Raw genomic sequence first — 24,395 nt, forward strand, 5'->3', positions numbered from 1 at the left:
TCATTAACCCTTTTAGATTTGCATTTACTGGGCTCGCAATGCAGACCACGTAAACTAACCAATTTCGAGCAATGCATGTTGCAATGGCTCTAAAACATAAACAGTGGTAATTGAAAATACCAAGTTGAAAAACAATATAAATAGCGTTGCGTTGTGTAATAGGGAAAACAGTGTTCTTGGTTAGTTGTTGTGTATCGCGATGGCCTCCCTTTTAATCTGGTATGTGTCGGTGCTTATAGTTGGAAGCCGTTCCCATAAAGAGAATAGCTGGCATTATCATCAGTAGAGGAATAGCAAAAAGGAGTTGTTCATTAATCAGTTGGTATACTGAAATCACCCCCACAACCATCAGTAAAACGACAATGATTCTGTGTACGTTGGGGTTTTTCTTAGCTAGTTTCGCGTAGCTATAAGTAAGTGCATGGAACATTATTAGCCTTTTAAGTTAGGGATTTCGTCTCGAATGTAATTATTGAACACATTCGCCATTATCATAGATGTACTGAATAGGTCAGAGGCTTTGATATTGAAGTCATCAACGTCGATTTCAATGTCCTCAATAATAACACTCCCACTCTCTTCATCAAAGATCTCCCAAGTTCCTAGATTTACAGAGAAGTTACTTACTATCCGTACTATTCTGTTGCCACTTTCAAGTCTATTTATGTGGTCAAACACCTCGAACGGATACTGGATAGTGCCTTTGTCTATGAGGTAATCACTGATCGTTTTATGAAGGATACCAAGAACATCAATTACTTCTATCTTCTCCAGGTCTTTTACACCGGTACCAAGTTCAAGTTTCCATTGTGTCTGCCCCCAGTCTGCAAGTCCTTGGTCTACCGCCCTGTTCGCTGCATCATTAAAAGATCCCTCAAATTCCGGCCTATCTTCCATTTTGGTTGAATGTGCGTTGAAGTAACCTTGGTTAATGCCGTCATCAACCAAGTCAATTCCGTATGCGGAAAGGTGGTAGCGGTCTGTGTCTACCTCATCAGTTGAATATGAAGCTCCAACTATTCGTTGCCCCTGTTTTAATAGTTCTAGGATGGTGTCATCCTCATCTAGCCAAGTTTCGTAATGAGATTCCATGCCTGGATGATTTAGGCACAAGAGGTCTGGGTTACCGAATTTTTCGATGGCTTCTTTGAGAAAGCATTCATCCAACACAGTAATCAATTCTGTCTTTTCTGCGAGCGTCGGATTTAGCGTGTAACCGAGTGACTGACTGAGAGATTTTGACTCATTACCTACGAAAATTAACTTCCACTTTATGCCGTCTATTCCAAGCAACGTGTTGAGAATCTTGTAGCTCTGACCTCCATTCAGTGTTTCATTGAAAGCAGCGCCGGCAATAAGAACGGTGATTTCTTGCTTCTCTAGTAGTTCTGGGTAATGTGCGCTAATTTGGTTTGCTAACAACACAGGTGCTGCAATCTGTAGTAGTTCCATTTCTGTTGCGAGCTGTTTAGTAAACAAATCACCATTTGCAGATAGCGACTTCCGAATGTCTTTAAGAGTAGCCTTTGGGAGATCTATCATAGTTACCTTTGATTATGGGTTAATTGGTTTCTGGTAGATACTTTTGTTGATTCAAAATTTTATCAAATTTGGTTAGATTATGCATCCTTCAAGAATTCAGGGTTAAACCAAACATCGTCAGCCAATGACTTAAAACGAATAAAGCTTTGTTTGATATATTCTAATATAGGTTCAATGCTGTACCATCTTCTATTCGTATTCTCGCAAGCTGCAGCCACGGTACCGCTTCCCCCAAATGGATCTAGAACAAGACCACCTTCAGGGCATAGATACCTGACTAGAAACTCTGCCAGTGAGTATGGGAATTTTGCGCCGTGTCTTGCCACTTGTATCGCGTCAGCATATCGATTTACTTCTTCATTTCTTGTGCACTTATTTGGGAAGTACAAGACGTTTGACGCTAACTTACCTTTTTCAAGATCGGTATTCGCGTAGTCTCCCACCCTTTTTCTATGTGCCCCATCACTGTTCGATGCTGCTACTCGCGTTCCACCGCCACGAACAAACGACTTGTGCTTGTCTGTGTGCGGTAGTAATACTCTCTGGTTAGAAGACATAAGTTTCAATGGATTGTTTGTAAAATGGAGAACGAATTCATAAGCATTTTTAAGCATGTACCGCTCTTTACTTGTCCATGCGATTGGCCCCGGTGCCTTGTTAGACTCCCATATAAGACGATCTACAAGCCAAAAGCCGGCATCCTCCATTGTTATTACTAACCTTTCTAGATGCGTAACACGCGCAGGTTGACGAGTATGAAAGCTGTCCTGACCGATATTTAGCGCTATAGAACATCCATCAGCCATTCTTGGTTTGATTTTATTGATGATACCCATGATGAAATTGACCCATTCGCGGCTCTCAGTGGGGCCACCGTAAGCTCTTGGGTTCTGTAGGATATATGGAGGCGAAGTTAGTACAAGATGGACTTCTTCATCGATGATGTCGTTTCCGAATACAGATTCCGTTTTCGAGCAAATCATCACTCCGAGTGTCGTACTCATTGCGATTACACTCTTTCCTTGCTCGATAGTATGTAATTTCTCTTTCGCCTTACCTGAGACTTCCCATACCCCTCTCTCAATACGAGTTAGTAAGCGTTCTTCCTTTAATGACTGCTGTATCCAACGGATTTTTCTGAATAGTAAGTTGACGTTATTTTGGTTCCCGACCTTCGATTTGAAGTGCTCAGGGTTCAGGTTTAATTTTTCAGAGACGATCTTGTATAGCTTCGATTGCTCTAAAGAGCCGCCGTTGTCGAGGTACGCATTTTCAACAGCATATCGTAGCTTTGTCATGTCGATAAGTGGTGTAGAACCGAAAATGTACAAGTTAACTCCATTGGTTCGTGTCTATGGCAGATTAGACCAAGTATACCAATGGAGTTTAAATAGTTATCTTGCGTGGCTTGGTGATCAGGTAAGTTAAACGAGAATTTAATCGCTGTATGCCAATCGTACCTGTTGTCGAAAGACAAAGATTGAAACTTAGATTCTATCAACATAGCTACAAAACAAAAGCGTGACAATAAAGTTTGATACCACGTTTTCCCCCAAAGCCAGTAATTCCGTGTGATACCATGAACAACACGCTCTAATCTGCTTGTGTGTGTATTTCTGACTCTAAGAGGAAAATACACAATGACTAAAGCTAGAGCCAAAGCAAAAAGCCTTACTCCGTCACAAATCCGCAAGTTACTTGTTCGATGCCAACTACTGCAAAACCCTGAGCTAAAGCGTGTGGTTTTGGCCTTGTCCTTTTCGACTTTGCGAGTATCTGAACTCGCCCAACTCACAGTTGATGATGTACTGATGCCTACTGGCAAAATTAAAGAAGAGATCTACCTTAGAGCTTCACTGTGTAAACGAAGAAAGCCCCGTTCTATCTGGTTAAGTAAATTAGCCAAACAGATGATCCAAGAGTGGGTTGATTACCGAAAGTCACACAATTGGGCGACCACTTTTAACAACACTTATCAGGGGCTAAACCCGCTAAGTAAACTTGTGTTGAACAATCGTGCACGTAGCTACTCGATGAAGCGTAAAACTAGAATAAATCAGGCAGGTGAACAGGTTGATTATCAGGCTTGTGATGTACTGGAGTTGATGATTAGGAATATCTATCAGCGGTGCGGATTAAAAGGCTGTAGTAGCCACACAGGGCGTAGAAGTTACGGTTCGAACATGAATACTCAAGGGGTTGAGTTAAACGCAATACAAAGAGCATTAGGCCATTCTGAACCGTCAATGAGTTTGGAGTACATCGACATTTCAGAAACTCAATTATGCCAAGCTGCGCAACTGGCTTTATAGCTCTGTTAGGTTTATGATTTAATTTATTTTCCCTTTTTGGGAAAGTAACGCTTGACTGTTTATTGTTCTTTCCCATAATGGGAAATATAGCAAAGGGGATATATGCGAATTTTATCAAGAGCAACTTTAAGAGAGTTTTGGGAACAGCCTAATTACGCTGATTCTGAACAGCCACTAATGGCATGGTATGACGAAGCCAAGCACGCAAATTGGCAAACGCCCCAAGACATAAAGGCACTGTACCGAAATGCGTCTTTCGTTGGCAATAATCGCGTTGTGTTCAACGTTTACGGCAATAAGTATCGACTGATCTCCGCGATTAATTACAAATTTTCGATGGTATATATTCGCTTTATTGGCACACATGCAGACTATGACAAAGTTGATGCGAAAACCGTTTAGAAGAGGCAGATATGCAAATTAAACCAATCAAAACAGCAGATGATAACCGCGTTGCTTTAGCGCGTATCGAGCAGCTTTGGGATGCTGAACCAAACACACCAGAGGGTGATGAGTTAGAAGTGCTTGCCACTCTAATTGAGGCGTTTGAAGAAGCTAATTATCCAATTGCACCACCTGATCCAATCGAAGCAATCAAGTTCCGTATGGAGCAGCAAGGCTTAGAAGATAAAGACCTTGTACCTTTCCTTGGTCAGCGCAGCCGTGTTACGGAGATTCTGAGCCGTCAAAGACGTTTATCTATCTCAATGATTCGCAAGCTACACGATGGGCTTAGAATCCCATTGGATAGCCTTGTGAAAGAATATCAACTGATTAAGTAAAGAGGGAAAAGGGAGTAATGTTTGATTTTACAGAGTATATGGACTCTTGGCCTAAAGCCATAGCAAGATTAATGTTCTTGTTTGTGGGCGGTCATTTGGTAGCAGTTTTGTTGGGAGCTAGTTTTCTGTCTATCGGTACTACGATTGGTAGCTTGTTTGTTCCTGTTGTTGTCGCAACGATTGCATACCAACAAAAACAAAAAAAAAGACTTAACTAGAGGAAAAATCAAGGTATGGCGAAATGCTGTGATAAATCTGTAACGATTTATATCGTCTGTACTGCACATGGCTTTTGCGGTGAGCAACACGGTGAAGACTTCGCTAGAAAAATGCTGAGTGACGCGGGTTAATCGATGGCCAATCAGCAAGATGCCGAAATCATTCAGTCACTTGGCCAAGAGTATATTGATACAGTAAATCGTCTAACAGACGAGTAACGAGGGGAAGAAGATGGCTAGTAAAAACGCAGCATTTTATAGCTGTAAGTTTAATCGCCCTGAGACTATTAAAAGTCATAGAACGCTCGCTAGTGCTATTAAAATGGCGGGTGACTACGGAATGATCTTTGATAGGAGGGCTAACATCGAAAGACAAGTTCATATGATGTCTAATGGTCAGCTCGAAAGCTTTTCGGAGGGTCGTCAATATTATGCTCCAATGCAGTTCAAATTTAGCGAGCAACTTGTGAGTCAAGGGTTAATAGAAGCATAGAGGGAAAATATGACTGCTAAACAATTGTGTTATTTTTTTGGCTGCTTGTTCTCCGTCCCTCTTTGGCTTGGTCTTGCGCCTGAGTTAAGTGTTGCGACTTCTAAGTTTGCTGTTACTTCGGATAATCCAGCCATATTCGGCCTTAATATTTTTGTTGTACTTATCGCTGTCTACGTTGGCGATCTATCTTGATAGGGAAAATCGTAAATGAAGGGAGTTTCTGAACGAACAATCAACTGGCTATCCGTGTTCGGCATTATTGCTCTATCTGTGTTAGCTGTAATGTATAACGAACAGGTTTTTATCAAACTTGTTCTTGAGCCGATCATCGAGCTTGTTAGTCAATTCACTATCGGCGCCAACTAGAGGGAAAATTATTATGCAGTTTGAGGCGACCTATATTCAACAATTTCACTCTAAACGAGGCTTAGTATTCGCCCCTGATTTAATAGTTGATGGTGTAAAAACTGCGATTCAAGGTGCGCAGCAGTTTGACACGAAAGATGAGGCAATTACTGAGGCTAAATCAGTTATAAAACGTTACCTTGATACGAAAGTTCCTACTAAAGAAAAGATAAAATCCGCACCTGAACACAACGAACCTAATGAAGAAGCCGCAGCTAATTTGAAGGTTAAAATGGAAGCTATTCGAGACACTATCGACGATATGACAGAAGAGCAATATGGTGATTGGGTAGATAGTTTGGAATTTGAAGAATTCATCGAACTTATCAGACTCGGTGAAAAGTAAGAGGGAATTTCAGCCTATGGACAAGTTGGATATGTTTTTGGGGCTATTCATCCTGATTCTATGCCTTTGGTGCGGAACAGGGTTTTACCTAGCCTCAAAGTATCAAAATTTATTGAAGCAAATACGAGATTTTAGAGAAACGATCAAGTCCCATTCTCTTAGTCACGAAATCAATGATAACCAGTTTTACTCGTTAGTCATCGAAGAGTCGCGCAAGCTTCTTCCTGATGATAAGGCCAAGAAAGAAGATCAATAGGGGAATATACGATTATGAATGGCGTTAAAATCAAAGATATTGGTTATTATCCAGAAGGGAGCGTTGTATTGCAATTCGGTGAATACCGAACGAATTTCATCAGCCTGCAAGACAAAGAATTTATTAGTCATTGTCTGTATATGTTCAAGCGACATTTAGACTTTATCTCTGAACTACTCACAGTTAGCGTCCCAGAAATTAGTGTCTCAGAAGTCCAGCATTCAATGAAAGGTATGGTTGAACTGCTCAATGAAGCCATCAATGAAGCTAATGTTCCATCTCATATCATTTCAGTGGTAGTAGAGCATTACGAGACATTGCTAATCGGGTACATGATACATTGCGATACCAAGTTCCAGAAAGAACACTACTACGATATCTCAGAGTTACTAGAGTAAAATAAGGGAATTTATGGCTCTAGGCGACACAAGAAGGCGCATGCGTATTATGAGCCTCACCAGTGCTGCAAGCATGATTGAAGATTACTTTAGTGGTGGTGCTGAAAATGAAGAAATCGGTTTCTTTGCAATATCAAATTGAATATGGAAACGGAAGTGAGCAAGACAATGGAAGACAACTCATGGTTTCCAACTTGCAGCCTATTTAACGCATGACCTTTCCAAATAACCAGTGTTGATTATGGGTGAGTCTTTCCATCCTTATCAGTTTGGTTAAATGAAGGTAAAGCCTTCGAAAACTCAAATTAAGGGAAAATATGAGCGAAAAATCACTCCTTATAGAAGACAGAGGTGGTCGAAAACATCTGATAAAGTCTGACCAAAACCGCGATGAAAAAACCAATTTTTTACTGGTTTCGGGTTGCTTGGTAGTTAGATTTGATCATTTCGTAATTGATGAAGGTGAAATTGAGTTGCGCATGTTTATGAATGGAACACCAGTAGCATCCCTTGAGTTAGGGCTATCCGCTATTGATAAAATTCGCAACGTTTGGAAGTAACGAGGGAAAATAGCCATGGGTATGACTGTCTGCGAACACTGTAAAAAACGTACCAACACTGCCTTAATTGACCACAACCAAAAAGGCAAGTGCTTAGCCACTTTTGATAGTGAGTCGAAGTCTTACAAAAAAGGTTGTGGCTATAACTCGGCAGAAGAATTCGATCAGAAATTCGCTGACGACATTATTAATTCAGATAAGTAGGGAAAATGTGAATGGGATACAACAGAGATAGTGATGAGGCTTTAGGCAAAAAACTGTCTGTATATGCCAAATCCGAGACAACAGATGACAGGCCAGAGGTTGACTTGAATAAACTTCTTCATGAACGAGTGGAGTCTGGTAAACCTCTAATCGTAATTGAACCCGAAACGACTAGTCCTGAGCTTGTAAAAACGCTGAGAAAGATGTTGCCGGAAGAAGATAAAAACAAGATTACATTTATCAATTTAGATGAACCAACGAAATAGTAGGGAAAATTATGGCAACTATATATGGTGCTTTACTAGTTTTAGGTTTAATAATGTTCGCTGATAGCATTCGTACTTTAGTCGAGAGTCTAGAGTTGCATTATTACTGGTTAACAGTAGGTTTGGGTTTATTAAGTCTACTGGTAATTCAAGTTGTTAGATACAAAAAGGGCTACAAAATAGTCCGACCGTTTACATTCGTGTCGTCTGTATTTGCTGCAATAGTTGGTTATCCGCTTGCAATCATTGCCACTCATACCAGAGCTGAATTCAATCAATTTGAATATGGTAATGAGCTAATCATATTAGGTTTAACAATCACATTTGCCATGCTTTGCTTTGCAGGTAAGCGTGAAGATAGTTCAACTAGTTGAGGGAGTGATAATCGTTCGGACTTATCTAAAAGAATCGATGAGCGCTAACTAAGTGGGTAATTTGTATGAAAGAAGTTAACGTGTACAGCTTATCAATCTGGGTTTGTATCGCCTGTTTTCTCGCCGCCTTATTTAAGGAGAACTGGTTTGCAATGCTTGGCTTTGGTATGGCGATTATAGCCAACTTATCTTCACGATGGTTCTACGTTCGTTGGGTTAGATCAGGTAGACCAGAAAACTCAAACAGTCTTTTGTAACTTAGGGGAAAAGATAGACAATGGCGGGCGATCTCGATGATGAAGCAAAGCAAGCAAAGCAAGCAAAGAAAGCAATTAAGGCAATTGGAAAACGACACGGTGTAGAGTTTGTTCGTGACTACTCGAACACTGAAATCAAATACTAGAGGGAAAATAGCCATGGGTATGACTGTCTGCGAACACTGTAAAAAACGTACCAACACTGCCTTAATTGACCACAACCAAAAAGGCAAGTGCTTAGCCACTTTTGATAGTGAGTCGAAGTCTTACAAAAAAGGTTGTGGCTATAACTCGGCAGAAGAATTCGATCAGAAATTCGCTGACGACATTATTAATTCAGATAAGTAGGGAAAATAGATGCGAATAAAAGGTTATATCGCGTGTGCTCATTTTGAAGAAACAATCAAACATCTTGGCGAGGGTGATACGCCAGAAAAAGCACTTTCTGATTTTTTTAATGGTGACTTTCAACTCCATTGCGAACTTGCTGAAGTCGAAGATGGTTCATACGTCACCGTGAGGGTTTTTAAAGCCATCTATGCAGACACACCCGAAGCAAATATGGACGATTTTGAAGATGGTTGGCAATGGATGCTTGGTGATGAAGTTAGCGAGCATCAAGTGCAATTTTTTGAATGACGAGGGAATATTCGATACTAGATGAAAACTCACTAATGTTTGCACTATTCGTTGGTTTGTTCGGCTTCTTTTGCTCTCAAATGTGGCAGCGTTATTTTGATATGAAGCAACACAATGAAGTTGGTGAAGCTGTACGCTCATTGAGAGAAAAAGGGTACATAGTCACACTGGATCGCTTAAACGGTTTTGATATTGATACTCAAACTGAAATGGAGCGAGTGAGATCTTTTGGCTATACGGTGCTCGATAAGAACGGTAAGCCTATTGACTCAAAAAGTAAATAATGAGGGGAAATTACGATGCTTAAATCTATGCAGAAAGCTGCGAGTAAAGTAGCTCTTCCGTTCAATTTCATAGCATTGATTGGGGTTTTGATTAGTGGATGGTTCACTTATCAAAACAATGGTCTTAATTTTACAGTATGACTCCCAATCGCATTGGTCAGTAGTTCTTTGATATTAAGCATTTGGGGCAGAAAGTTTTAAAGAGGGAAAAAGTATGGAAATAATGAAAGCAATTCGTATATTACTTTCAATACTCTCATTGCCACTGATGATTGTATTCCTTCTTCCGATATGGTGTTACTTAGTATGTTTCTATCAACCCGATGAAACTCACACAAGGGCAGAACATTTGGGTAATCAGATGGCAACAACATACAAAAAATTTGTTAATTGGTCATGGTAAGTTAAGCGAATCAAACGGGGAAAAGGATGAATTACTACTTAATTATTTCGTCGGGTATTGTAGATTCTAGCCCCTTAACCGTCCGAGGTAAAGATTGAGCAAAATGTTTGTTATTGGTCATGCTTGGCCCTTTAGTTCATAAGTATGTCTAATCTCGCAGATGTAGTGCAGAAACGATAACACAATCCGCTGTTGTTTAGCCTCCTTCAAATACAAAGGCACAACCTGTTTTGCGAATTGTTTAGCTTCATCTACAAACTTCCAATGCACAAGTTTTAATAAATGCTAGCAAGACAAGCGAGGCAAGTCTGCCCACCGCGTCGTATATTGAGGTGTCAACCTGTTCCGTTTCATCGCCCATTTCTGTTCTATACCCTGTGCGCCGAGAAACAGTGTGTCTCGCCCATAGCGGCTGTTTATTCCATCTAAGACCGTCATCAATGCGGGGTTGTTAGGTTTGACATTGAAAAGATCCTGCTGCTCGTACTTTGATGAAACCAAGTCAATAAGACCTACCCCAACCTTGTAGAAGCGAATGCCGCGTTTGTATATTTGTCTTGCTGCTTGCGTAGCGGCTGCTGTTACTTTGTCGGCATCGGCTGTTGGATGTTCGAATTTGATAAGAGACTTTTGGTAATACTGTTCACCTTTGTCATAAGCAGATGTTGAAGCAAAGACTATCATTACACCCGCAATAGAACGCTGCGCTCTCGCCTTCTGTGAGGCAATACAGGCGTGCTTAGCTATTGCTTGCTGCAATGAGTCAATATCTGTAATTCTCTCGCCCAGAGAGCGTGTGGAGAAGATTTGTTGTTTGCTGACTTCATTGTGATCCCACGACCTTGCAACTTGGCCGTTAAGTTCGCGTATCGTTCGTTCGATCTCAACGCTAAAGTTTTTTCGCATCTTATCTGGATCTGTGTCTGCAAGCTGTAAGGCGGTAGTAATACCCATATGCTTCAAGTGCATTGTTAGCTTGCGACCTATGTTCCAAACTTCATTAACAGGTAGTTTAGATAATAATTCGCGACGCTGCTTATCAGTTTCAATAACGCACACTCCGCTCCAATCTGCAGTCTGCTTGGCAAAGTGGGACCCAACTTTTGCTAAAGTTAGAGTATCTCCCACCCCAACAGAAACAGGCAATCGACACTCTCGCCAAACAGTCCTTCTCATCGTTAAGCAATGGTCACGTAGATCAGGTATCGCCTTTCGGCATGACTTAAAATTTAAGAAGCTTTCATCAATGCTATATACGTATTGCTCAGGTGCAAAGCGACCTACGGTTTCATGGAAGCGACCAGAAATGTCAGCGTACAATTCGTAATTTGAACTCAGGAAAATAACACCTTTACTGCCTTTGGTACCGTCACTTTGTAGTACCGGCTGTTCGAACAATGGCTTAAACTTCTTCGTGCCGGCCTCTTTCGCTAGGCGGTTGCACGCCACTACGGTGCCATCGTTGTTGCTCAAAACGGCAATAGGTTTATTGCGCCAGTCAGGACGAAAGATTTGTTCGCAGCTTGCATACATCGCGTTGGCATCAATGAGAGCGTAAGTCATTACCCTATGCTACCTTGTAGTTTGTTCTTTTTGTGAACTCTTATTGAATACGTGACAACACCTTCATTAGAAAAAGTATCTGTCTCACTGATGCTTACTGGCTTCACGTTTGGGTTTGTTGAGATCAGCTGACGGTTTTTAATGGAAATTTGTTTGACTGCAAATTCACCATTTAGGTTGCATACAATTACATCACCTTCTTCAACGGCTTCTGATCTATCGATTATAAGTAGGTCGCCGTCGTAGATGCCTGACCCGACCATACTATCTCCGCTTGCCACTCCTAACCATGTACATGATGGTTTGCTTACAAGAATTTCGTCTAAGCTCAACTTTAATTGCTGATACTCTGCAGCTGGTGACTCAAAGCCATTTAGCCCGGCACTTGCTTTGATAGGAATAACGTTCACACTCTTACTCGATATACTGTTTGTTCATACAGTATTTTAGGTTGAACTAGTCTAATGGATCAAGTTCTAAGAGTACGATATCTAAAAATGTTCTAACTCTGCTTCAGCGCGCTTTAGAAGTGGGACATATTGAGGGTCATATATGCTCCAGGTACACAAATCTAGTTGCTCTGCATTTTCACCAAAACAATCTGAATTTGGAGCTGAACCATTAACCATTGAGTAAAGTTGATTTGCCATTTCCCATTCATCACAATCTTGCTTCTTCTCTACCAGAGTGAAATCAAGATTGAAGATTCCCCAAACGGTTCCATATCTCTCTTCACCGTAAGCGTTAGTTAATTCACCCGAGCCAAGTGGTTCTAGAATATATTTGCCAATTGTAATGGTGTTTTCATTTAGTATTGCGCCACATAAACCATCAAAGTCGCTTTCCTGAATGACCACTCCTAGTTTGTATTGGTATTCTGCATTGAAGTAGTCCTTGAGAGGCTTGCAAACTAACGACCATAGGCTGTTTTCTATATCCTGCTTACCAACTCTTCTTCGGAGTATTACTAAGGCGTCTAAGAGAGGAAAAGCTTCATCCCAGTTTGACCAATATAAGGCACTGTGAGGCGTATCGTCTCTTAATGGCAAGCCCCCAAACAGACTCACTTCTATTCTGTGGTTAGCACTTATGCACGCAAGTTTCGTGATTATCTGCGATTCAGAAAAGTTGTCGTAAGCGAGTCTCTTGTGGGGCATGTTTTTATTACCTTAATTGGCGTTTAACCGGTTTGATGAGAATGTAAAAGAGTTCGATGTGTCACGTATTAACCATCTTAGAAATCTATGTGACTCCTTATGGCCAAATTGATTCAGCATCTGCTTATATTTGATTTGACCCCAAAAAGGAAGACCGACAACGTAGCCCAGCGCAAAGGACGTTGCTACCAGTTCTAACGCAAGTGCCCAGTGGTTTTCGCCGTGAATGATAAGCGAAACGGGCGTAACGAGAATAAGAGCTAGCGGCATGGAAGTGGTAGTACAAAGTGAGATCCATGACTGGGCCAAAATTTGCTTACCTACTGAGTGATAAAGCTTGTACCTAGTAACGTTTAATCTCATTGCTTTCCTTGTCCTCATTCGGCTTGTTAGAGTCATTCAGTAATTGTTCGGCATTCTGCGTTAATATCGATGTTTTTCTGAATCGCTTTGCGAAATTCGTAAATACATCATTGTCAGATTTTGAAGGATTTTTTGGGGAAATATTGACCCAAACCGAAACTTAAAGAAAAGGCCTACAGAGAAAATTCATAAGACCTTTTAAGTTGATGTAGGTTTTCGGAGATCTTGTTCAAATCCCAGGTTATTGAATTCAGTCTTTTTAAATCGTTAAGATTTGCTTGTTTGCATACTTTTCTCGAGTAGTTCAGCAAATATAATACCTATGCTCGCAGATCCCATCATTAAAAGGATTGTGAGGTATGAGTCATCTGGTTTTATTTCGAAAACACCACCAGCAACGACTAGCATTAGGCTGTAACCTGTTATTTCAATCCCTTTGTGTAGTGGGTAAGATGGTATAAGTTCTTTTGTGATAAATGTAAACCAACGCAATGAAAAACCTGCGCCAATGCCACCGACAATGTAGGTTGGAAAATCAAGTAACATTCCAACAAGAATAGTAGCTATAAAAGCTAATAGTGTAATATGTTTTTTCATTTAATAAATTCTTTATCTCAATGCTTTATCTCAATGCTTTCAAGTTAGGATTGCTTATCTAGCAAACCAATTCTAATTCACTTTTCAACTGTGATTTCAATTCATTTACCATCATAATGCAATGACTTGAGTTATTTATGTACAACTTTTTAGTTTTATCATTCTGCATGTACTCAATTGTTAGTTCACCTTTTTTCCTTGCGGTATTGATCGCTATGTTTAATGCGGCGGTCAAACTTCGGTTTGCACCGAAAGTTATACGCTTTTTCATTATCAAAACAGAGCCAAGTGGGTCGTTTTTTAAGGTGTGATATTGTGTCTTTCCGTTACGTAAAGCTCCAACTCTTAATTCGAGATGAGGGATCTTTTTGATCTGGCGTTCTTTAGATTGATTGACCACTTTTATAGCGTTCAAAGCGGCACTTTCTTCAAAGATAAAATCAGGTCTGTGTTGCTTTAATTCTGATTTTAGATGTTCTACTAGGCTTTGGAGTAATATCTGGACCTGCTGCTTATCTGATGTGGAATAGCGACAGCTCTGGTCATCGTTCTTTGATTCCAGGTACTTTACTTTCTTACCTAACGCAAAAGTCATTAAATTCTGAAATGCACCACTGAGGTTGCGACGCCTACCGAAACCGAATCGTTTATTATTCAGATATAAGTAGCCCATAGGTTTGTTGTCAGAGGTGAGATGCATTTTAGTTTCAATCGATTTTACTCCTGAAACTAAACGAATTGACATCACTTCAGACGATGGAGCTTTAACCTTTTGGTTCGCCCTAACAGAACCATTGGAATAAATGAGTTTACTTTCTTTATGACAGTAGTAGGCCATCGGAGGGCTAACTCCTGCATTTTTGTAAGCAAGGAACTCTGTAAGTGCGCTCTCTTTAGATAAGTTTTTCCCGAAATCGACACTAACACTCTTCGATCGACCCTCTACTCGGATTGCTCCATAAATAGACCCTTCTTGGTTTCTTTCAAATGGTGTTACAGGTGGCCACGGTTGAATGACTTGTCCCGTTCTTACAAAAACACCAACCATCGGGTTATCGACTGCAAGGCTTGTTAAACGCGCTACCATTAAAGCAATATTGTGATGATCAGGTTCATGGATAACGTATTCTTTGGAATCGAAAATATAGCGAATCGAATGGTCTGTAAATTCTTCCATCTCTTTACTAACCAAGTTGATAAGAGCTTCTCTTGGGTTTCTTTGAGTGCCGAAATAGTATTTATTCTGGCTACTCCCATTGAGTGCAGTAAAGTGCCCAAGTCTAAGACCTGATTTTGAATACGCTCTTGCACCCTTACTTAAGTAAAGGTGGATTGCGACGAAATTAGGATGAATTGAATTTAAATAATCTTGATATTCAATCTCTGAGTCAAATTTCAAAAGTTCAGCTGTCTTTGGGTTGTAGTAAGCTTTAGGTGGATAAATCTCATTCTCTTTATATGCGAGAATGGTCTGTAAAGCTTCCTTTTGCGTCCTATTGTTTCCAAAATGAACTGCAATAAATTTCTTCCCAAGCCAGGTACCATAACGCCCTGTGGGATTACCGCGTTTGGTGAAAGCAGGAGTGTCAGTAAACACGTAGGCGCCATCTACAAAGGTAGAGTACGAAAGAGTAATACCAACAGGGTCATCTGTATGCTTTGCAATAAGTCTCTTTTTAGGGTTACGTTCAACTCCTTTCGAGGAGGGTTGTGTCAACTTTTGGCTCAACATGTTAATTCAACTCTTAAATTTCGTTTGATTGCATTTTAACTCAATGGTTATCTCTGTGGGTTCTATCTTTCATTCTTGCTTCTAAAGATCATCATAATGGGAAGTATCGTGATTGGAGAGTATCTTCTGTCATGGGAAGATAATGGGTTCTAATTGGTTAAACTTAATTGGATACCATGTGCAAAAACTGGATAACAATTTTCAATTCCACTTTATAAAGGTCAAGATTAAATCGTCAATGACATCAGTAGACCAAATTAATCCCGTCGTTATGCACATAAACGTCACAGTAAAAAAGTTTAATGCGCCGATATACTCTCTTTGTCTTAAGCATGTAATAGCCAATAAGGTTAACAAGTGCGGAAGCTGTCAACATTCCATAACCGGCCATATCAATAATTTCTGGTGCTGTGAGCAGCAGGTTAGTGAGCGAGGGTTATTTCTGGCTACCATCATGCTGGATGATGCTGTCGAGTAAAATTGCACAGCTATTGACCTGACCGAGCAGCCTTCTCTTTTCGTCATAAGACCCAGCTCTTTCCGCCGCATCAGCTGCGGCTTGATAAAGTGCTACAGCTCGTTCCAAGTTGCGTTTGCGATCTTTAGGCTTCCACAACATTGGAGACCATGGCCAGCAATCTTGTAGATCACTATCAGTATTGGCGGCATCACGATAACAATATGCAGCCAACTCTAATACTTTGGAACCGTGTTGGTCATCATGTACTTCAGACCAATTCTCCACATCAATTTGCCTTTGCCTTTCACTGGCGATTAGTTCATATCCTGTCATCGATGTTTCCTATATCAAGTTTCATTTGTGTAAGGGACAGGCTTTTCCAGCACCCCACCGTGAGCCTTATCGAAGATCAGAAGCGCTTTATCGGTAGTCAATTCCTTAAATTCGGGCATGGAGTGAATACTAATTCTGTGATTGTTACGTTTCACATGGTGCTGTACTGCTTTGATATCCCAAGCCAACCAGTCATACATGCCACCCTTGGGTATTCGGTAGCTTATTTTACCTCTTTCCTTCAGTTCATATAACTTATCTGACCTCAAACTAATGTTTTTATGCAATGAATCATAATCTTGCCCAAATACATTAATAACATCATTCGTAGCAATGCCACCTGATTTAGCCATAACACACTCACTACCGAGGAACTCCGTCTTGTCTCCCCACTGAATGATTAAATCAATATCCCCAAAATCAACTGCGTTATTATCAAGATAGGACCCAAAAACGTATATGCGCTCTATGGTATAGATAAAACACGGCCACTCATTAACCTCTGAAGCTCTCGCCATAACTGTTTTCGCAAGCTTGGTTATGGCCTTTCGACCCATTCTTTTAGTCATACTTTTCATCGCTAGGGCTCTGCCAGATGGCGTCGCTTCTAGGCCGTACAACCAATCATTCGTGTCTATGTTTTTGTGCCGATTGTGGCGAACGTCCAAGTAACCATTGCGATAGAGATCCATCGCCAATTCACGGCATTCAGTTATCGATAGACCTGAATTTTCAAAAAACTCAGAACATTGCAAATGATACTCGCCATGAGCATACAGCCTCAAAAACGTCCGGATTGTGATGAATGGATACCCGCAAATTGTGTCTGGATGATTCACTGTTTATATATCCTCATTTTCCATCATGGATACGGCCATATCCAGTGAGTTAATAACTCTAATTTTATTCAAAAATTCGTTAACCCAACCATTTTCATTATTCAGGCTGTACCTTGTCCCGTAGTTGCAGGCATGAAATATCACAAGAAGGGTTTCGGCTTCTTCACGATTGTTGGTGATCAGAGCTGCACCCTTATCAAGAGCTGCATGCTTAATGTCACGGTGATAAACGTCCTCTGGGGTAATAAATAAACCTCGGCCTTGACGGTCAATAAAAAACTGAAACCTTCTTGATTCTACCAAGCCGACTCTAATGTTTTTGTGGGTTTTCTCATCGAATCTTCGAGATTGAAGCGGGATGATCGAGGTGTACAACAAAGACTCAAAATTAACAACTTGCTCTGTTTTTATGGTTCTCAGGTGATTAACCAGGATCAATAATAAATCATTAACACACTGACCATTCCATAAACCGATAATCTGCTCAGGCTCGTATTGAAAAGGTAAATTTCTCTCAGAGCTGTGCACTTCCTCGTTGAACAATAACACTGAGTCAGGGTGATAATAGTTGTACTCGTACTTAGATGATATTAAGCTAAACAGAATCCCTTTAATGCCTGTAGCCTTGGTAAGAACGGACTCTAAACGATCTATGTCCTCAACACCGATACGTGAACCTCTACGAAGCGTCATGGGATAACCATCGATAGTTACGACAGTGCCTTCCGGTGTTTCAATGGATTCAATGCGTTTAAGTCGGTCTTGTTCTTTTTTGCGCTGTTGATGTTCCGCCTCAATCCGCAACTCTTCCTGCTTACGCATAAATGCGTCATAATCGAAAGTCATAAACAAATCTCCTTATGATATGAGAAGTCACCGGTTTCCAAATTAGCTTTTTTCTAAGCCGACCTAACGGCATTTTCTATTAATCATTCATTCCATTTCATATGGATATGATAACACGCCACACACGTGCTTAAAGTTATTTTTTATCCAATCTCTATTTACTGCACCCCAATCTTCAATTCGGTATTCACCGCGATTAAATTGTTCGACTTTAATCTCAATTTCATGAAGCGCTTTGATCGTATCCTGCGCTGTTCTTCGCGGCATACCAGTCGCATCCATCACTAGCGGTACTGTATTTTTGCCCGTATCAATTAAGTAAGCCACTAGTAGCCGCCTTAGAAAAGAAGTTTGGGTTTTGCTTGGTTTCTCAATCATTTCAATCTCAATTACTGGTTTTAGGTGATTTTCATTTCTAGGTTAGAGCAATTGATCCCAATCACGCAAAATCGTCTCCCTAATTGAATTTCAACCACATAGCTTCGTGTATCTTGAATTTGATTCGATATTAAGGGAGAGTGATTATGTTAACTGTACTTTGTGCAATCTGTTTGTTTTGTGTTATGGGTATGAATTATTCGGTAGCCCTAACTCAACTCGCTAATAAGTTAGCCTTAGTCGTGCTATTGGTGAGTGCAGCAATGTCATTTCTTGAACTTTTATCTGTGTTTTATTGAATGCTTAAATTATCGATATAGCGGTGAGAACAATCCCCCTCAGTCGCATTTTTTACGTTTTGATCGCCACAAATATTGTACAGAGGCTAACAAAACCCCCGCCCCTAACAAACTCTCACGTTAAACGCCTTTTTGAATTGTTCTTCTATCCATTTAAGATGAGCCACCGAACCTTTATCTCCTTGGAATGGCTTTGCGTATTCTTTTCGCAGGAATTTAGTAATACAGGACATGGTAATACTGTCCGGTGCTCTGTTCACCTCAATGTATCGGGCTACATCCTCAGCGTGCTTATCGACTCTTTCTATCTTGTCCGATACCTCTTGAGATAAAGCTATCAAACTGTAAATCCCTAGATCGGAATCTTGAGTAGTAGTCAATTTAAACGGTAGATTGCTATAGTCATGCCTTACGGTTCCTTTTGAGTCATAATAAACAAAATAATAAGGACTAAATATAAGAACTCGTTTAGTGTCGGTTGGCGGTGATGCTACGGGAAAACAATAGCCCTTAATTTCAACAAAACTGTCATTTAAGGCTTGTAGCAAGGCTTCTAGCATCATAGGCAGTTCTGATGTCTCCCCACTAACAATTATACCTTTATTACTAAAAATGTTGCTCCCGATCATCGCGCACCGATCATGCTTGCATAAGCGAAATTCAAATGAAATATACTTGGAATGAGAACTCGATATTTCTGCGTAAAAGTCTACTTTTAAAGATTTTGGTGTCATGCATTTGACAAAGTGCTTGCACGTCTCATAATTAACTCTTTCTGAATAGGCCAAAAACGAGAAGCTAGGTAGTCGCTTATTGAATATAGGGATCAGTACATCAATGTAATCGCTTAAACCATCGCTTAGTGTCGCATCCTCTATTGCTTCGTATGCTCTCTCATAATCGGGTCCGTATTCATCTTCATAAGTTTTCAAATTCATGGGTTATATTCCTATGATTATTGTTTCCAATATCGGTTAAGAGGCAGTTAAACCCTAATCAATAGACTAGCTACGTCTGCCCCAGTGTTACTTGCTACGATCTCTGCGGTTCGCTGATTAACGTCATCGAATGTGTTAAAGAACGTTGGGTATGAGTCAAATTGAGTTGGATTAAACACTTCTTGATGCCCTTTGGCATCACCACCCCAATTGTCCTCGATGAAGTATCGTTTGCCGTTATCACATTCAACAATCATAAGATCGCAAGATTCTGATTCTGATTCTGATTCTGCCCCTGTACCGTTGTAAGAAACATGCCAGTGTTTAGTCGTCTTAAACGCTCGGTGAGAGTCCCACTTTTTGTCTTCTGAGTTCCAATATTCTATCGGGATCTGATTCATTCTAACTTTCCTTACCTCGAATACTTAATCTAGAGCGGTTTTGGCAGCACTCGCACCACTTTCAAAGACTTCTTTTTGCTCAGTTTCAGTCATTTTAAGTTTCCTACTTGATAATGCTCATTGACTGAGTATGGTATTAAGGTAATTTTCGACACCTTGAATAGCAACGCCCTCATGATAAACATCCTCTAAAGCATCACACATTGAGTTTCGCATAGCGTTATCAAGATCATCTAGCAGTAAGTAATATTCTCGACTATGCCCACTTGGTACGACTCGTTGCAGTTCAAGGAGATCTTCAACGAGTGACTTAACTGAACCTGTTATATCAATAGGGTAAATGGCGCGATTAGTTGGTACAGTTTGCAGCCAGTTAGATAACAACCGTTTTAACTTAGCGTAGTGAACCCAAGAGCATTCATAGCTGTGTATGAACGTTTTGTTGTTGGTGGTGAATAGCGCCAGTGTTCGTTCTGGACAAACGAGAACGGTCATGCCCTCTATTGTGTCAGGATTCATAACGTCAATAAGGTCTTGGGCGGTTTTTGTAGAGGTGCGTTTATCGATTACATAGGCCCACCCACCACAAATTGAGCTACCCTCAACATCAAAATACAGCTCGTATTCATTCGGAACATCAGGTGTGGGATAGTCGCTCACTTCTACGGTGTACCCCGCGACAAAAACAGCATGTTCAAATGTATCGCTATTAACGTCAGGGTTTTTAAGCAATGCCCGTAACGCCCCCGCAGAAAGCCCACATCTTCCAGCCAGATACTTAATCCCCCTCCAATCACACTCTAGTTTTTGGGCGAACTTTTTAAGCTCTAAACCACTAAAAAAACACCTATTTTCAGTCATTCACCAATCCTTGAAATTACGAGTCATTTTTCCCATTATAGAGTTTTACAGTAAAACCCTGTTTTCTAGTTCCAATGATTGTCCAATAGTTGGAAAATCTGCTCGCCTGTCACCGTGATCTCAACACGCTCAAATGTGCCTTTGTGTCGATCATCCAAACGCACTCTGTTATGAGAAGTATTCCAATCATAAAGCTCAATTACATATTCAATTTTAGGTAGCAGTAAATGCTCAACAACTAGCTTTAAAATCTCTTGCTGCTTAGGCATCGTCATATGTTCAGCCATTGCCAAATCTTCGAATAACGCACCATCATTGAAACCAAAACGCTCAAACAAATCGTCTGAGTCCAGATTCCATGTCTTGGTTAACCAAGCTTCGCGTGGATCGTAGTTAGGTATCATTGTTTTAATTTCCTATTCTAAATTTTTTCGTTTCGTGCCACATAAAAGAGCCTTAACAACTCAGGTAATGCTACAACACCAAAGGTAAATTTAGCGAATGAGTTCCAAATTATAGAAATAAAACTCAAGATCGGTAATAAACCCCAAAGGATAAAATAGTGCCTCTGTTATCGAACCAATAATTATGAACTATCCCTGTTGCCACATAGAAAATAGATAGCAATATTAATGGCTTCCAATTGGACTTTACCCATGCCCATGAACCGTATTCTGCTATTCGTTCCAAGGGCTTTGTTTTTGAATATATAAACATTGATATGCTTCCTAATTGGCTTTTTCGAAATCTTCGATGCCGCTTGCTAGACCAGTTTCCTCCATGCCTACAACGTTAATGGTTTCTATTTTTCCATCGTTTTTAACAACTACGGCCTCATCCAAAAATACACCAGAAAAAATGCTCAAAAGATATTCATGGCCGTACCCTGCCATATTCTCTAGAGACGACAGAACATCCAGATCAAAATTACTCAGCGAACGATATTTAGCAACTAACTCTTGGTACTCACCATTTAATATGATTGCACGAACATCACTACTATCTGATTTGTTGCCAGTCTCACGCAGAGCACATTTGATATGATCACACCAAGTTTCCTTTGTCGCATTAATTGCTCCTTTAAGGTAACTATCCAACTCTCCCTTTTCCGACAAATATTGACGATATGACTCTACAGTTTCCTCTATCATTTGATGTTTCCCACTTTAAGTTCGTTCTAAAACTGGTAACAAAAATGAGCCAGTATCGCCTTGTAACCAAGATCGATGTATCTGAGTACGAGCAAATAGCTTTCTAACCAATTTGGGGACTGTTTTTTTGCCTTCAGCAGCTCGGCTATATGACCAGATCCGCAATGGCTCGTAACTATCTCTATCTAGCATTGATGTTTCCTTCTTGACTGAGGCTATAGGACAGCCCCTACTTGCTTTAAATATGAGATCATGAGTCAAGTTTTGCGGTATGTTCGTCTGAATATACGTAGGATAAAGCAAGTAAGCCTTGCTCATTTTCATTCCAACCGCCCACTTTTACCAGGCTTGAAAATGTTTCCTTTTGCCTGTCAATTTCATTAAACAATGCCGTTATTTGGTTCAGTTCTTCTTGTATGTCTTGCTCATCAATCTTACTCTCATGATTCCCGTACATTTTAATCGCTAGTTTCGCATCATACGAATCCGAACTGAATCCGTCAGCTGCGTAAGAGGAGATGTAAACAGGAATGAAAGAGTCTGTGAAAACTAAAAAATTAATCTCGCCTTTCTTGCAACTCTCAGTGAACAAATGAAGCTCTATTTGCCACTGTTTTAATAGCTGCGTTGGTAATTTTTCAATTTCCTTCAGTGTTTCCTTGATTTCGTCAACAGGCACTCTGTCCCACAGGAAGTATGACCCCGCGACTATAGACACTTCCAGTTTCTCAGTTAGCAAACTGTGATCAGATTTCTTGCTCATTACGATTTTCCCACGTTACTTCGATTGTTGGATTTGCTGATTTATAGCCGCCAAACCCACTTTCTTACGACACTCTTGCACGTTCGAATTATGCTCTGCCAGATCTTCTTGTGGAATACCCGTATAAGACTCTGATTTAAACGTTACTGACTCGTTGGTAATTATCACATCGTCAAATTGCTCGCTTAGTTCTGCCTTAAGTTCTTCAAGCAACTCATCTGGAATCTGATCACGCTCCAACGTCACAGACTCTTTCATGGAGGAACCGCTCGTAACGAACATTCCGCATATTGAGTCGGCTAGTTCCGTTACCGAATCGAGGTCTAAACTCGTTGCCTGCACCCCTGTTGAAAGCAACACTAAGGGTAGAAACAAGGTTGATATCTTCATTACGATGTTTCCTATTATTGCTAAACAAAGGACTGCCACCCAGTTACTCCAGAAATGACATACCTATTGTCTATCTTGATTCCGAGCTCACCATCTTGGGTATGAATCGGGCTTTCTGAAGGTTTCACCATGCAATGCCAGATTAAATGGATAGGGTGACCATTCTGGATTGGGACTGACAGTTCATCTGGTAGTGGAACCTTATCTAAACTGTTTTCTAGATTGTCCAAGGTCGAGGCTGAGAATAGTTGTTTTTGCTGCCACGGTGTAATACCACTCCCGAGGAATATCCAATGCCATTCAAGACCGTCATTCCAGAGTCCAACGACTGCATAGGTTTTATTATCGATCTCTTTGAATGTTACAGTTCCATTGATCAGCATAGGTTTTTCAAAATTCATATCACAATCGTTTTCAATCTTTTTGACAAGATCAAGGTATGCCGAGTCGTCAGAGTCGCCAGGTGAAGCAACCATCGAAGTTAGATAGAGAGGGTTAGGTTCACCGTGTTGATCATAATACTCTGCGACTCGTAAACTGTTTGGTTCTTCAATATAATCAAAATCTACAGAAAGAAAATTAGCGATTGCGTTGCACACAAGTTCATCATTAATTGGGTGCGTTTCTCGCATCATGTTCTGCAACTGGTCAAAGTTGGTATTATCGAGCAGGGAGAGTATTTCATCACTTTCTTTACCTCCAAAATGCTTAACCATTTCTTTGAGTGAATCCATCATCGCTTCATCAGCATTTCCGGATTCATGAGCCATACCTATTTGCTCTAGAATCTCAGCAAAATCAATCAAAGTATCGGAGCTACTATCGTTTATAAAATTCAGGTCGAATCTGTAGGGTGATGGCTTTTTTCTGTAAGGAGACATTTTTGAAAGCAACTCTTGCAGGTTTCTGTTCAGTGGAATGCCAACTATGTCGCTTAAACGATGAACAAATATTTCGTTCAAGTGGTGTTCTTCAGTGTTACTTAAAGCCTTATCTTCTACATTTTGGAGTTTTTTAATTAGCTGCTCCCAACTATTAAAGTTGAATATTTGAGCTATTATCGCTCTAGACTCATTAGCTTCAAAATTGAACGACTTGCTTATCGCTTCTGCGCTCAATCTCGCTTTCTTTGCTGAGGGTAACTGCATTTTCTTTTTCCTACGTTAAGTTGCGTCTCTATCCATGAGCTCATCGTCTGGGTCTAGTCCAGCGTCTTTTGCCAGATAGGTTATTTTTCCATCAGCAATAATGACGCGTTCCATGATTGGATTCTGATTTTCATCAATACCAACACAAACAGGATTGTGAAATGTAATTGTACATCCGTATTCACCATCGAACTCCATTGGGTCCAGTAATGTTATAGCTGCTATGGATTTTGGATCGATGGCCATAGCCCTATAACTTCGACATGATTTGCTACCCGTAACTCTTTGAATAATCATATCCACTCGCTGTTTTCTACTTGGATTGGATTGCACTTAGAAACTTTAATCGCCACTGATTAAGTTCTGTACGAGAAGGCTCATAAGGTTTTTCTTCATACTTTCCACCAGCTATTTCAACAGCAGATTTCCATTCTTCA

At 40.4% G+C, this 24,395-nt stretch carries 38 protein-coding genes; 18 read left to right on the forward strand and 20 right to left on the reverse strand.

Features of this window, described 5'->3' with window-relative positions; genetic code table 11:
* Positions 1-432: 432 nt before the first annotated feature.
* Positions 433-1,542 (reverse strand): hypothetical protein, encoded by a 1,110-nt coding sequence (locus tag AB6D58_RS00975; RefSeq protein ID WP_372156169.1) that lies wholly within the window; start codon positions 1,540-1,542, stop codon positions 433-435.
* A gap of 77 nt (positions 1,543-1,619) precedes the next feature.
* Positions 1,620-2,873 carry a site-specific DNA-methyltransferase gene (locus AB6D58_RS00980; RefSeq protein WP_372156170.1) on the reverse strand — a complete coding sequence of 418 codons (1,254 nt, stop codon included), beginning with the start codon at positions 2,871-2,873 and terminating at the stop codon, positions 1,620-1,622.
* Between the two features lie 309 nt (positions 2,874-3,182).
* Between AB6D58_RS00980 and AB6D58_RS00985 the strand changes: the two genes are divergently transcribed.
* From AB6D58_RS00985 to AB6D58_RS01070, 18 genes are all read left to right on the forward strand, one after another.
* Entirely contained in the window at positions 3,183-3,854 is a 672-nt protein-coding gene (locus tag AB6D58_RS00985; RefSeq protein WP_372156172.1) for a tyrosine-type recombinase/integrase, read from the forward strand.
* A gap of 102 nt (positions 3,855-3,956) precedes the next feature.
* Positions 3,957-4,256 (forward strand): type II toxin-antitoxin system HigB family toxin, encoded by a 300-nt coding sequence (locus AB6D58_RS00990; RefSeq protein WP_372156173.1) that lies wholly within the window; start codon positions 3,957-3,959, stop codon positions 4,254-4,256.
* 11 nt (positions 4,257-4,267) lie between these two features.
* Positions 4,268-4,636 carry a type II toxin-antitoxin system HigA family antitoxin gene (locus AB6D58_RS00995; protein ID WP_372156174.1) on the forward strand — a complete coding sequence of 123 codons (369 nt, stop codon included), beginning with the start codon at positions 4,268-4,270 and terminating at the stop codon, positions 4,634-4,636.
* A 17-nt stretch (positions 4,637-4,653) separates the two neighbouring features.
* On the forward strand, positions 4,654-4,854 hold the full coding sequence (locus AB6D58_RS01000; RefSeq protein WP_372156175.1) for a hypothetical protein: 201 nt from the start codon (positions 4,654-4,656) through the stop codon (positions 4,852-4,854).
* Between the two features lie 232 nt (positions 4,855-5,086).
* The gene (locus tag AB6D58_RS01005) at positions 5,087-5,347 is read left to right on the forward strand and encodes a hypothetical protein (RefSeq protein WP_372156177.1); all 261 of its coding nucleotides are present in this window, start codon (positions 5,087-5,089) and stop codon (positions 5,345-5,347) included.
* A gap of 9 nt (positions 5,348-5,356) precedes the next feature.
* Positions 5,357-5,539, forward strand: a complete 183-nt coding sequence (locus AB6D58_RS01010; protein ID WP_372156178.1) for a hypothetical protein — start codon at positions 5,357-5,359, stop codon at positions 5,537-5,539.
* A 15-nt stretch (positions 5,540-5,554) separates the two neighbouring features.
* Positions 5,555-5,713 (forward strand): hypothetical protein, encoded by a 159-nt coding sequence (locus AB6D58_RS01015; protein WP_165974231.1) that lies wholly within the window; start codon positions 5,555-5,557, stop codon positions 5,711-5,713.
* Between the two features lie 13 nt (positions 5,714-5,726).
* On the forward strand, positions 5,727-6,098 hold the full coding sequence (locus AB6D58_RS01020; protein ID WP_372156179.1) for a hypothetical protein: 372 nt from the start codon (positions 5,727-5,729) through the stop codon (positions 6,096-6,098).
* 16 nt (positions 6,099-6,114) lie between these two features.
* Positions 6,115-6,354: a hypothetical protein gene (locus AB6D58_RS01025; protein ID WP_372156180.1), complete on the forward strand. Its 240-nt coding sequence runs from the start codon at positions 6,115-6,117 to the stop codon at positions 6,352-6,354.
* Between the two features lie 14 nt (positions 6,355-6,368).
* Positions 6,369-6,752: a hypothetical protein gene (locus AB6D58_RS01030; protein WP_372156181.1), complete on the forward strand. Its 384-nt coding sequence runs from the start codon at positions 6,369-6,371 to the stop codon at positions 6,750-6,752.
* Positions 6,753-7,069: 317 nt separating this feature from the next.
* Entirely contained in the window at positions 7,070-7,312 is a 243-nt protein-coding gene (locus AB6D58_RS01035; protein ID WP_372156182.1) for a hypothetical protein, read from the forward strand.
* Positions 7,313-7,327: 15 nt separating this feature from the next.
* Complete coding sequence (locus tag AB6D58_RS01040) at positions 7,328-7,516, forward strand: hypothetical protein (protein WP_372156183.1); 189 nt, start codon at positions 7,328-7,330, stop codon at positions 7,514-7,516.
* 11 nt (positions 7,517-7,527) lie between these two features.
* Positions 7,528-7,782 (forward strand): hypothetical protein, encoded by a 255-nt coding sequence (locus tag AB6D58_RS01045; protein ID WP_372156185.1) that lies wholly within the window; start codon positions 7,528-7,530, stop codon positions 7,780-7,782.
* An 11-nt stretch (positions 7,783-7,793) separates the two neighbouring features.
* A complete protein-coding gene (locus AB6D58_RS01050) occupies positions 7,794-8,156 on the forward strand; it encodes a hypothetical protein (RefSeq protein WP_372156186.1) in 363 nt (120 codons plus the stop codon).
* Positions 8,157-8,433: 277 nt separating this feature from the next.
* A complete protein-coding gene (locus AB6D58_RS01055) occupies positions 8,434-8,559 on the forward strand; it encodes a hypothetical protein (protein ID WP_372156187.1) in 126 nt (41 codons plus the stop codon).
* Positions 8,560-8,572: 13 nt separating this feature from the next.
* Complete coding sequence (locus AB6D58_RS01060) at positions 8,573-8,761, forward strand: hypothetical protein (RefSeq protein WP_372156183.1); 189 nt, start codon at positions 8,573-8,575, stop codon at positions 8,759-8,761.
* Positions 8,762-8,770: 9 nt separating this feature from the next.
* Positions 8,771-9,052 carry a hypothetical protein gene (locus AB6D58_RS01065; RefSeq protein WP_372156188.1) on the forward strand — a complete coding sequence of 94 codons (282 nt, stop codon included), beginning with the start codon at positions 8,771-8,773 and terminating at the stop codon, positions 9,050-9,052.
* Between the two features lie 35 nt (positions 9,053-9,087).
* Positions 9,088-9,336: a hypothetical protein gene (locus AB6D58_RS01070; RefSeq protein ID WP_372156189.1), complete on the forward strand. Its 249-nt coding sequence runs from the start codon at positions 9,088-9,090 to the stop codon at positions 9,334-9,336.
* A gap of 688 nt (positions 9,337-10,024) precedes the next feature.
* Here AB6D58_RS01070 and AB6D58_RS01075 read toward each other — a convergent pair.
* The 18 genes from AB6D58_RS01075 to AB6D58_RS01160 all read right to left on the reverse strand — a co-directional run bounded on the left by AB6D58_RS01075 (position 10,025) and on the right by AB6D58_RS01160 (position 24,255).
* Entirely contained in the window at positions 10,025-11,302 is a 1,278-nt protein-coding gene (locus tag AB6D58_RS01075) for a Y-family DNA polymerase (protein WP_372156190.1), read from the reverse strand.
* Positions 11,302-11,712 carry a S24 family peptidase gene (locus tag AB6D58_RS01080; protein WP_269996435.1) on the reverse strand — a complete coding sequence of 137 codons (411 nt, stop codon included), beginning with the start codon at positions 11,710-11,712 and terminating at the stop codon, positions 11,302-11,304. The genes AB6D58_RS01075 and AB6D58_RS01080 overlap by 1 nt, the downstream gene beginning before the upstream one ends.
* An 81-nt stretch (positions 11,713-11,793) precedes the next feature.
* Positions 11,794-12,369 (reverse strand): hypothetical protein, encoded by a 576-nt coding sequence (locus tag AB6D58_RS01085; RefSeq protein WP_372156191.1) that lies wholly within the window; start codon positions 12,367-12,369, stop codon positions 11,794-11,796.
* A 720-nt stretch (positions 12,370-13,089) separates the two neighbouring features.
* Positions 13,090-13,419 (reverse strand): hypothetical protein, encoded by a 330-nt coding sequence (locus AB6D58_RS01090; protein WP_372156192.1) that lies wholly within the window; start codon positions 13,417-13,419, stop codon positions 13,090-13,092.
* 58 nt (positions 13,420-13,477) lie between these two features.
* A complete protein-coding gene (locus AB6D58_RS01095; RefSeq protein WP_372156193.1) occupies positions 13,478-15,151 on the reverse strand; it encodes a hypothetical protein in 1,674 nt (557 codons plus the stop codon).
* Between the two features lie 436 nt (positions 15,152-15,587).
* A complete protein-coding gene (locus tag AB6D58_RS01100) occupies positions 15,588-15,944 on the reverse strand; it encodes a hypothetical protein (protein WP_372156194.1) in 357 nt (118 codons plus the stop codon).
* 14 nt (positions 15,945-15,958) lie between these two features.
* On the reverse strand, positions 15,959-16,783 hold the full coding sequence (locus tag AB6D58_RS01105) for a hypothetical protein (RefSeq protein WP_372156195.1): 825 nt from the start codon (positions 16,781-16,783) through the stop codon (positions 15,959-15,961).
* A gap of 3 nt (positions 16,784-16,786) precedes the next feature.
* Entirely contained in the window at positions 16,787-17,629 is an 843-nt protein-coding gene (locus AB6D58_RS01110; RefSeq protein WP_372156196.1) for a hypothetical protein, read from the reverse strand.
* An 87-nt stretch (positions 17,630-17,716) separates the two neighbouring features.
* Entirely contained in the window at positions 17,717-18,007 is a 291-nt protein-coding gene (locus AB6D58_RS01115) for a helix-turn-helix domain-containing protein (protein WP_372156197.1), read from the reverse strand.
* Between the two features lie 403 nt (positions 18,008-18,410).
* Positions 18,411-19,244, reverse strand: a complete 834-nt coding sequence (locus AB6D58_RS01120; RefSeq protein ID WP_372156198.1) for a hypothetical protein — start codon at positions 19,242-19,244, stop codon at positions 18,411-18,413.
* Positions 19,245-19,291: 47 nt separating this feature from the next.
* Positions 19,292-19,645, reverse strand: a complete 354-nt coding sequence (locus AB6D58_RS01125) for a hypothetical protein (RefSeq protein WP_372156199.1) — start codon at positions 19,643-19,645, stop codon at positions 19,292-19,294.
* 117 nt (positions 19,646-19,762) lie between these two features.
* Complete coding sequence (locus tag AB6D58_RS01130) at positions 19,763-20,506, reverse strand: hypothetical protein (protein WP_372156200.1); 744 nt, start codon at positions 20,504-20,506, stop codon at positions 19,763-19,765.
* 65 nt (positions 20,507-20,571) lie between these two features.
* Positions 20,572-20,910 (reverse strand): hypothetical protein, encoded by a 339-nt coding sequence (locus AB6D58_RS01135; protein WP_229636389.1) that lies wholly within the window; start codon positions 20,908-20,910, stop codon positions 20,572-20,574.
* 324 nt (positions 20,911-21,234) lie between these two features.
* Positions 21,235-21,657 carry a hypothetical protein gene (locus AB6D58_RS01140; RefSeq protein ID WP_372156201.1) on the reverse strand — a complete coding sequence of 141 codons (423 nt, stop codon included), beginning with the start codon at positions 21,655-21,657 and terminating at the stop codon, positions 21,235-21,237.
* 250 nt (positions 21,658-21,907) lie between these two features.
* On the reverse strand, positions 21,908-22,420 hold the full coding sequence (locus AB6D58_RS01145; protein ID WP_372156202.1) for a hypothetical protein: 513 nt from the start codon (positions 22,418-22,420) through the stop codon (positions 21,908-21,910).
* A gap of 15 nt (positions 22,421-22,435) precedes the next feature.
* The gene (locus AB6D58_RS01150; protein WP_372156203.1) at positions 22,436-22,810 is read right to left on the reverse strand and encodes a hypothetical protein; all 375 of its coding nucleotides are present in this window, start codon (positions 22,808-22,810) and stop codon (positions 22,436-22,438) included.
* A 20-nt stretch (positions 22,811-22,830) separates the two neighbouring features.
* A complete protein-coding gene (locus tag AB6D58_RS01155) occupies positions 22,831-23,958 on the reverse strand; it encodes a hypothetical protein (RefSeq protein WP_372156204.1) in 1,128 nt (375 codons plus the stop codon).
* 15 nt (positions 23,959-23,973) lie between these two features.
* Positions 23,974-24,255, reverse strand: a complete 282-nt coding sequence (locus AB6D58_RS01160; protein WP_372156205.1) for a hypothetical protein — start codon at positions 24,253-24,255, stop codon at positions 23,974-23,976.
* Between the last annotated feature and the right edge of the window lie 140 nt (positions 24,256-24,395).

Origin of the sequence: Vibrio sp. 10N.239.312.D08 (genome assembly GCF_041466145.1) — a bacterium.
GTDB classification, from domain to species: domain Bacteria; phylum Pseudomonadota; class Gammaproteobacteria; order Enterobacterales; family Vibrionaceae; genus Vibrio; species Vibrio crassostreae_C.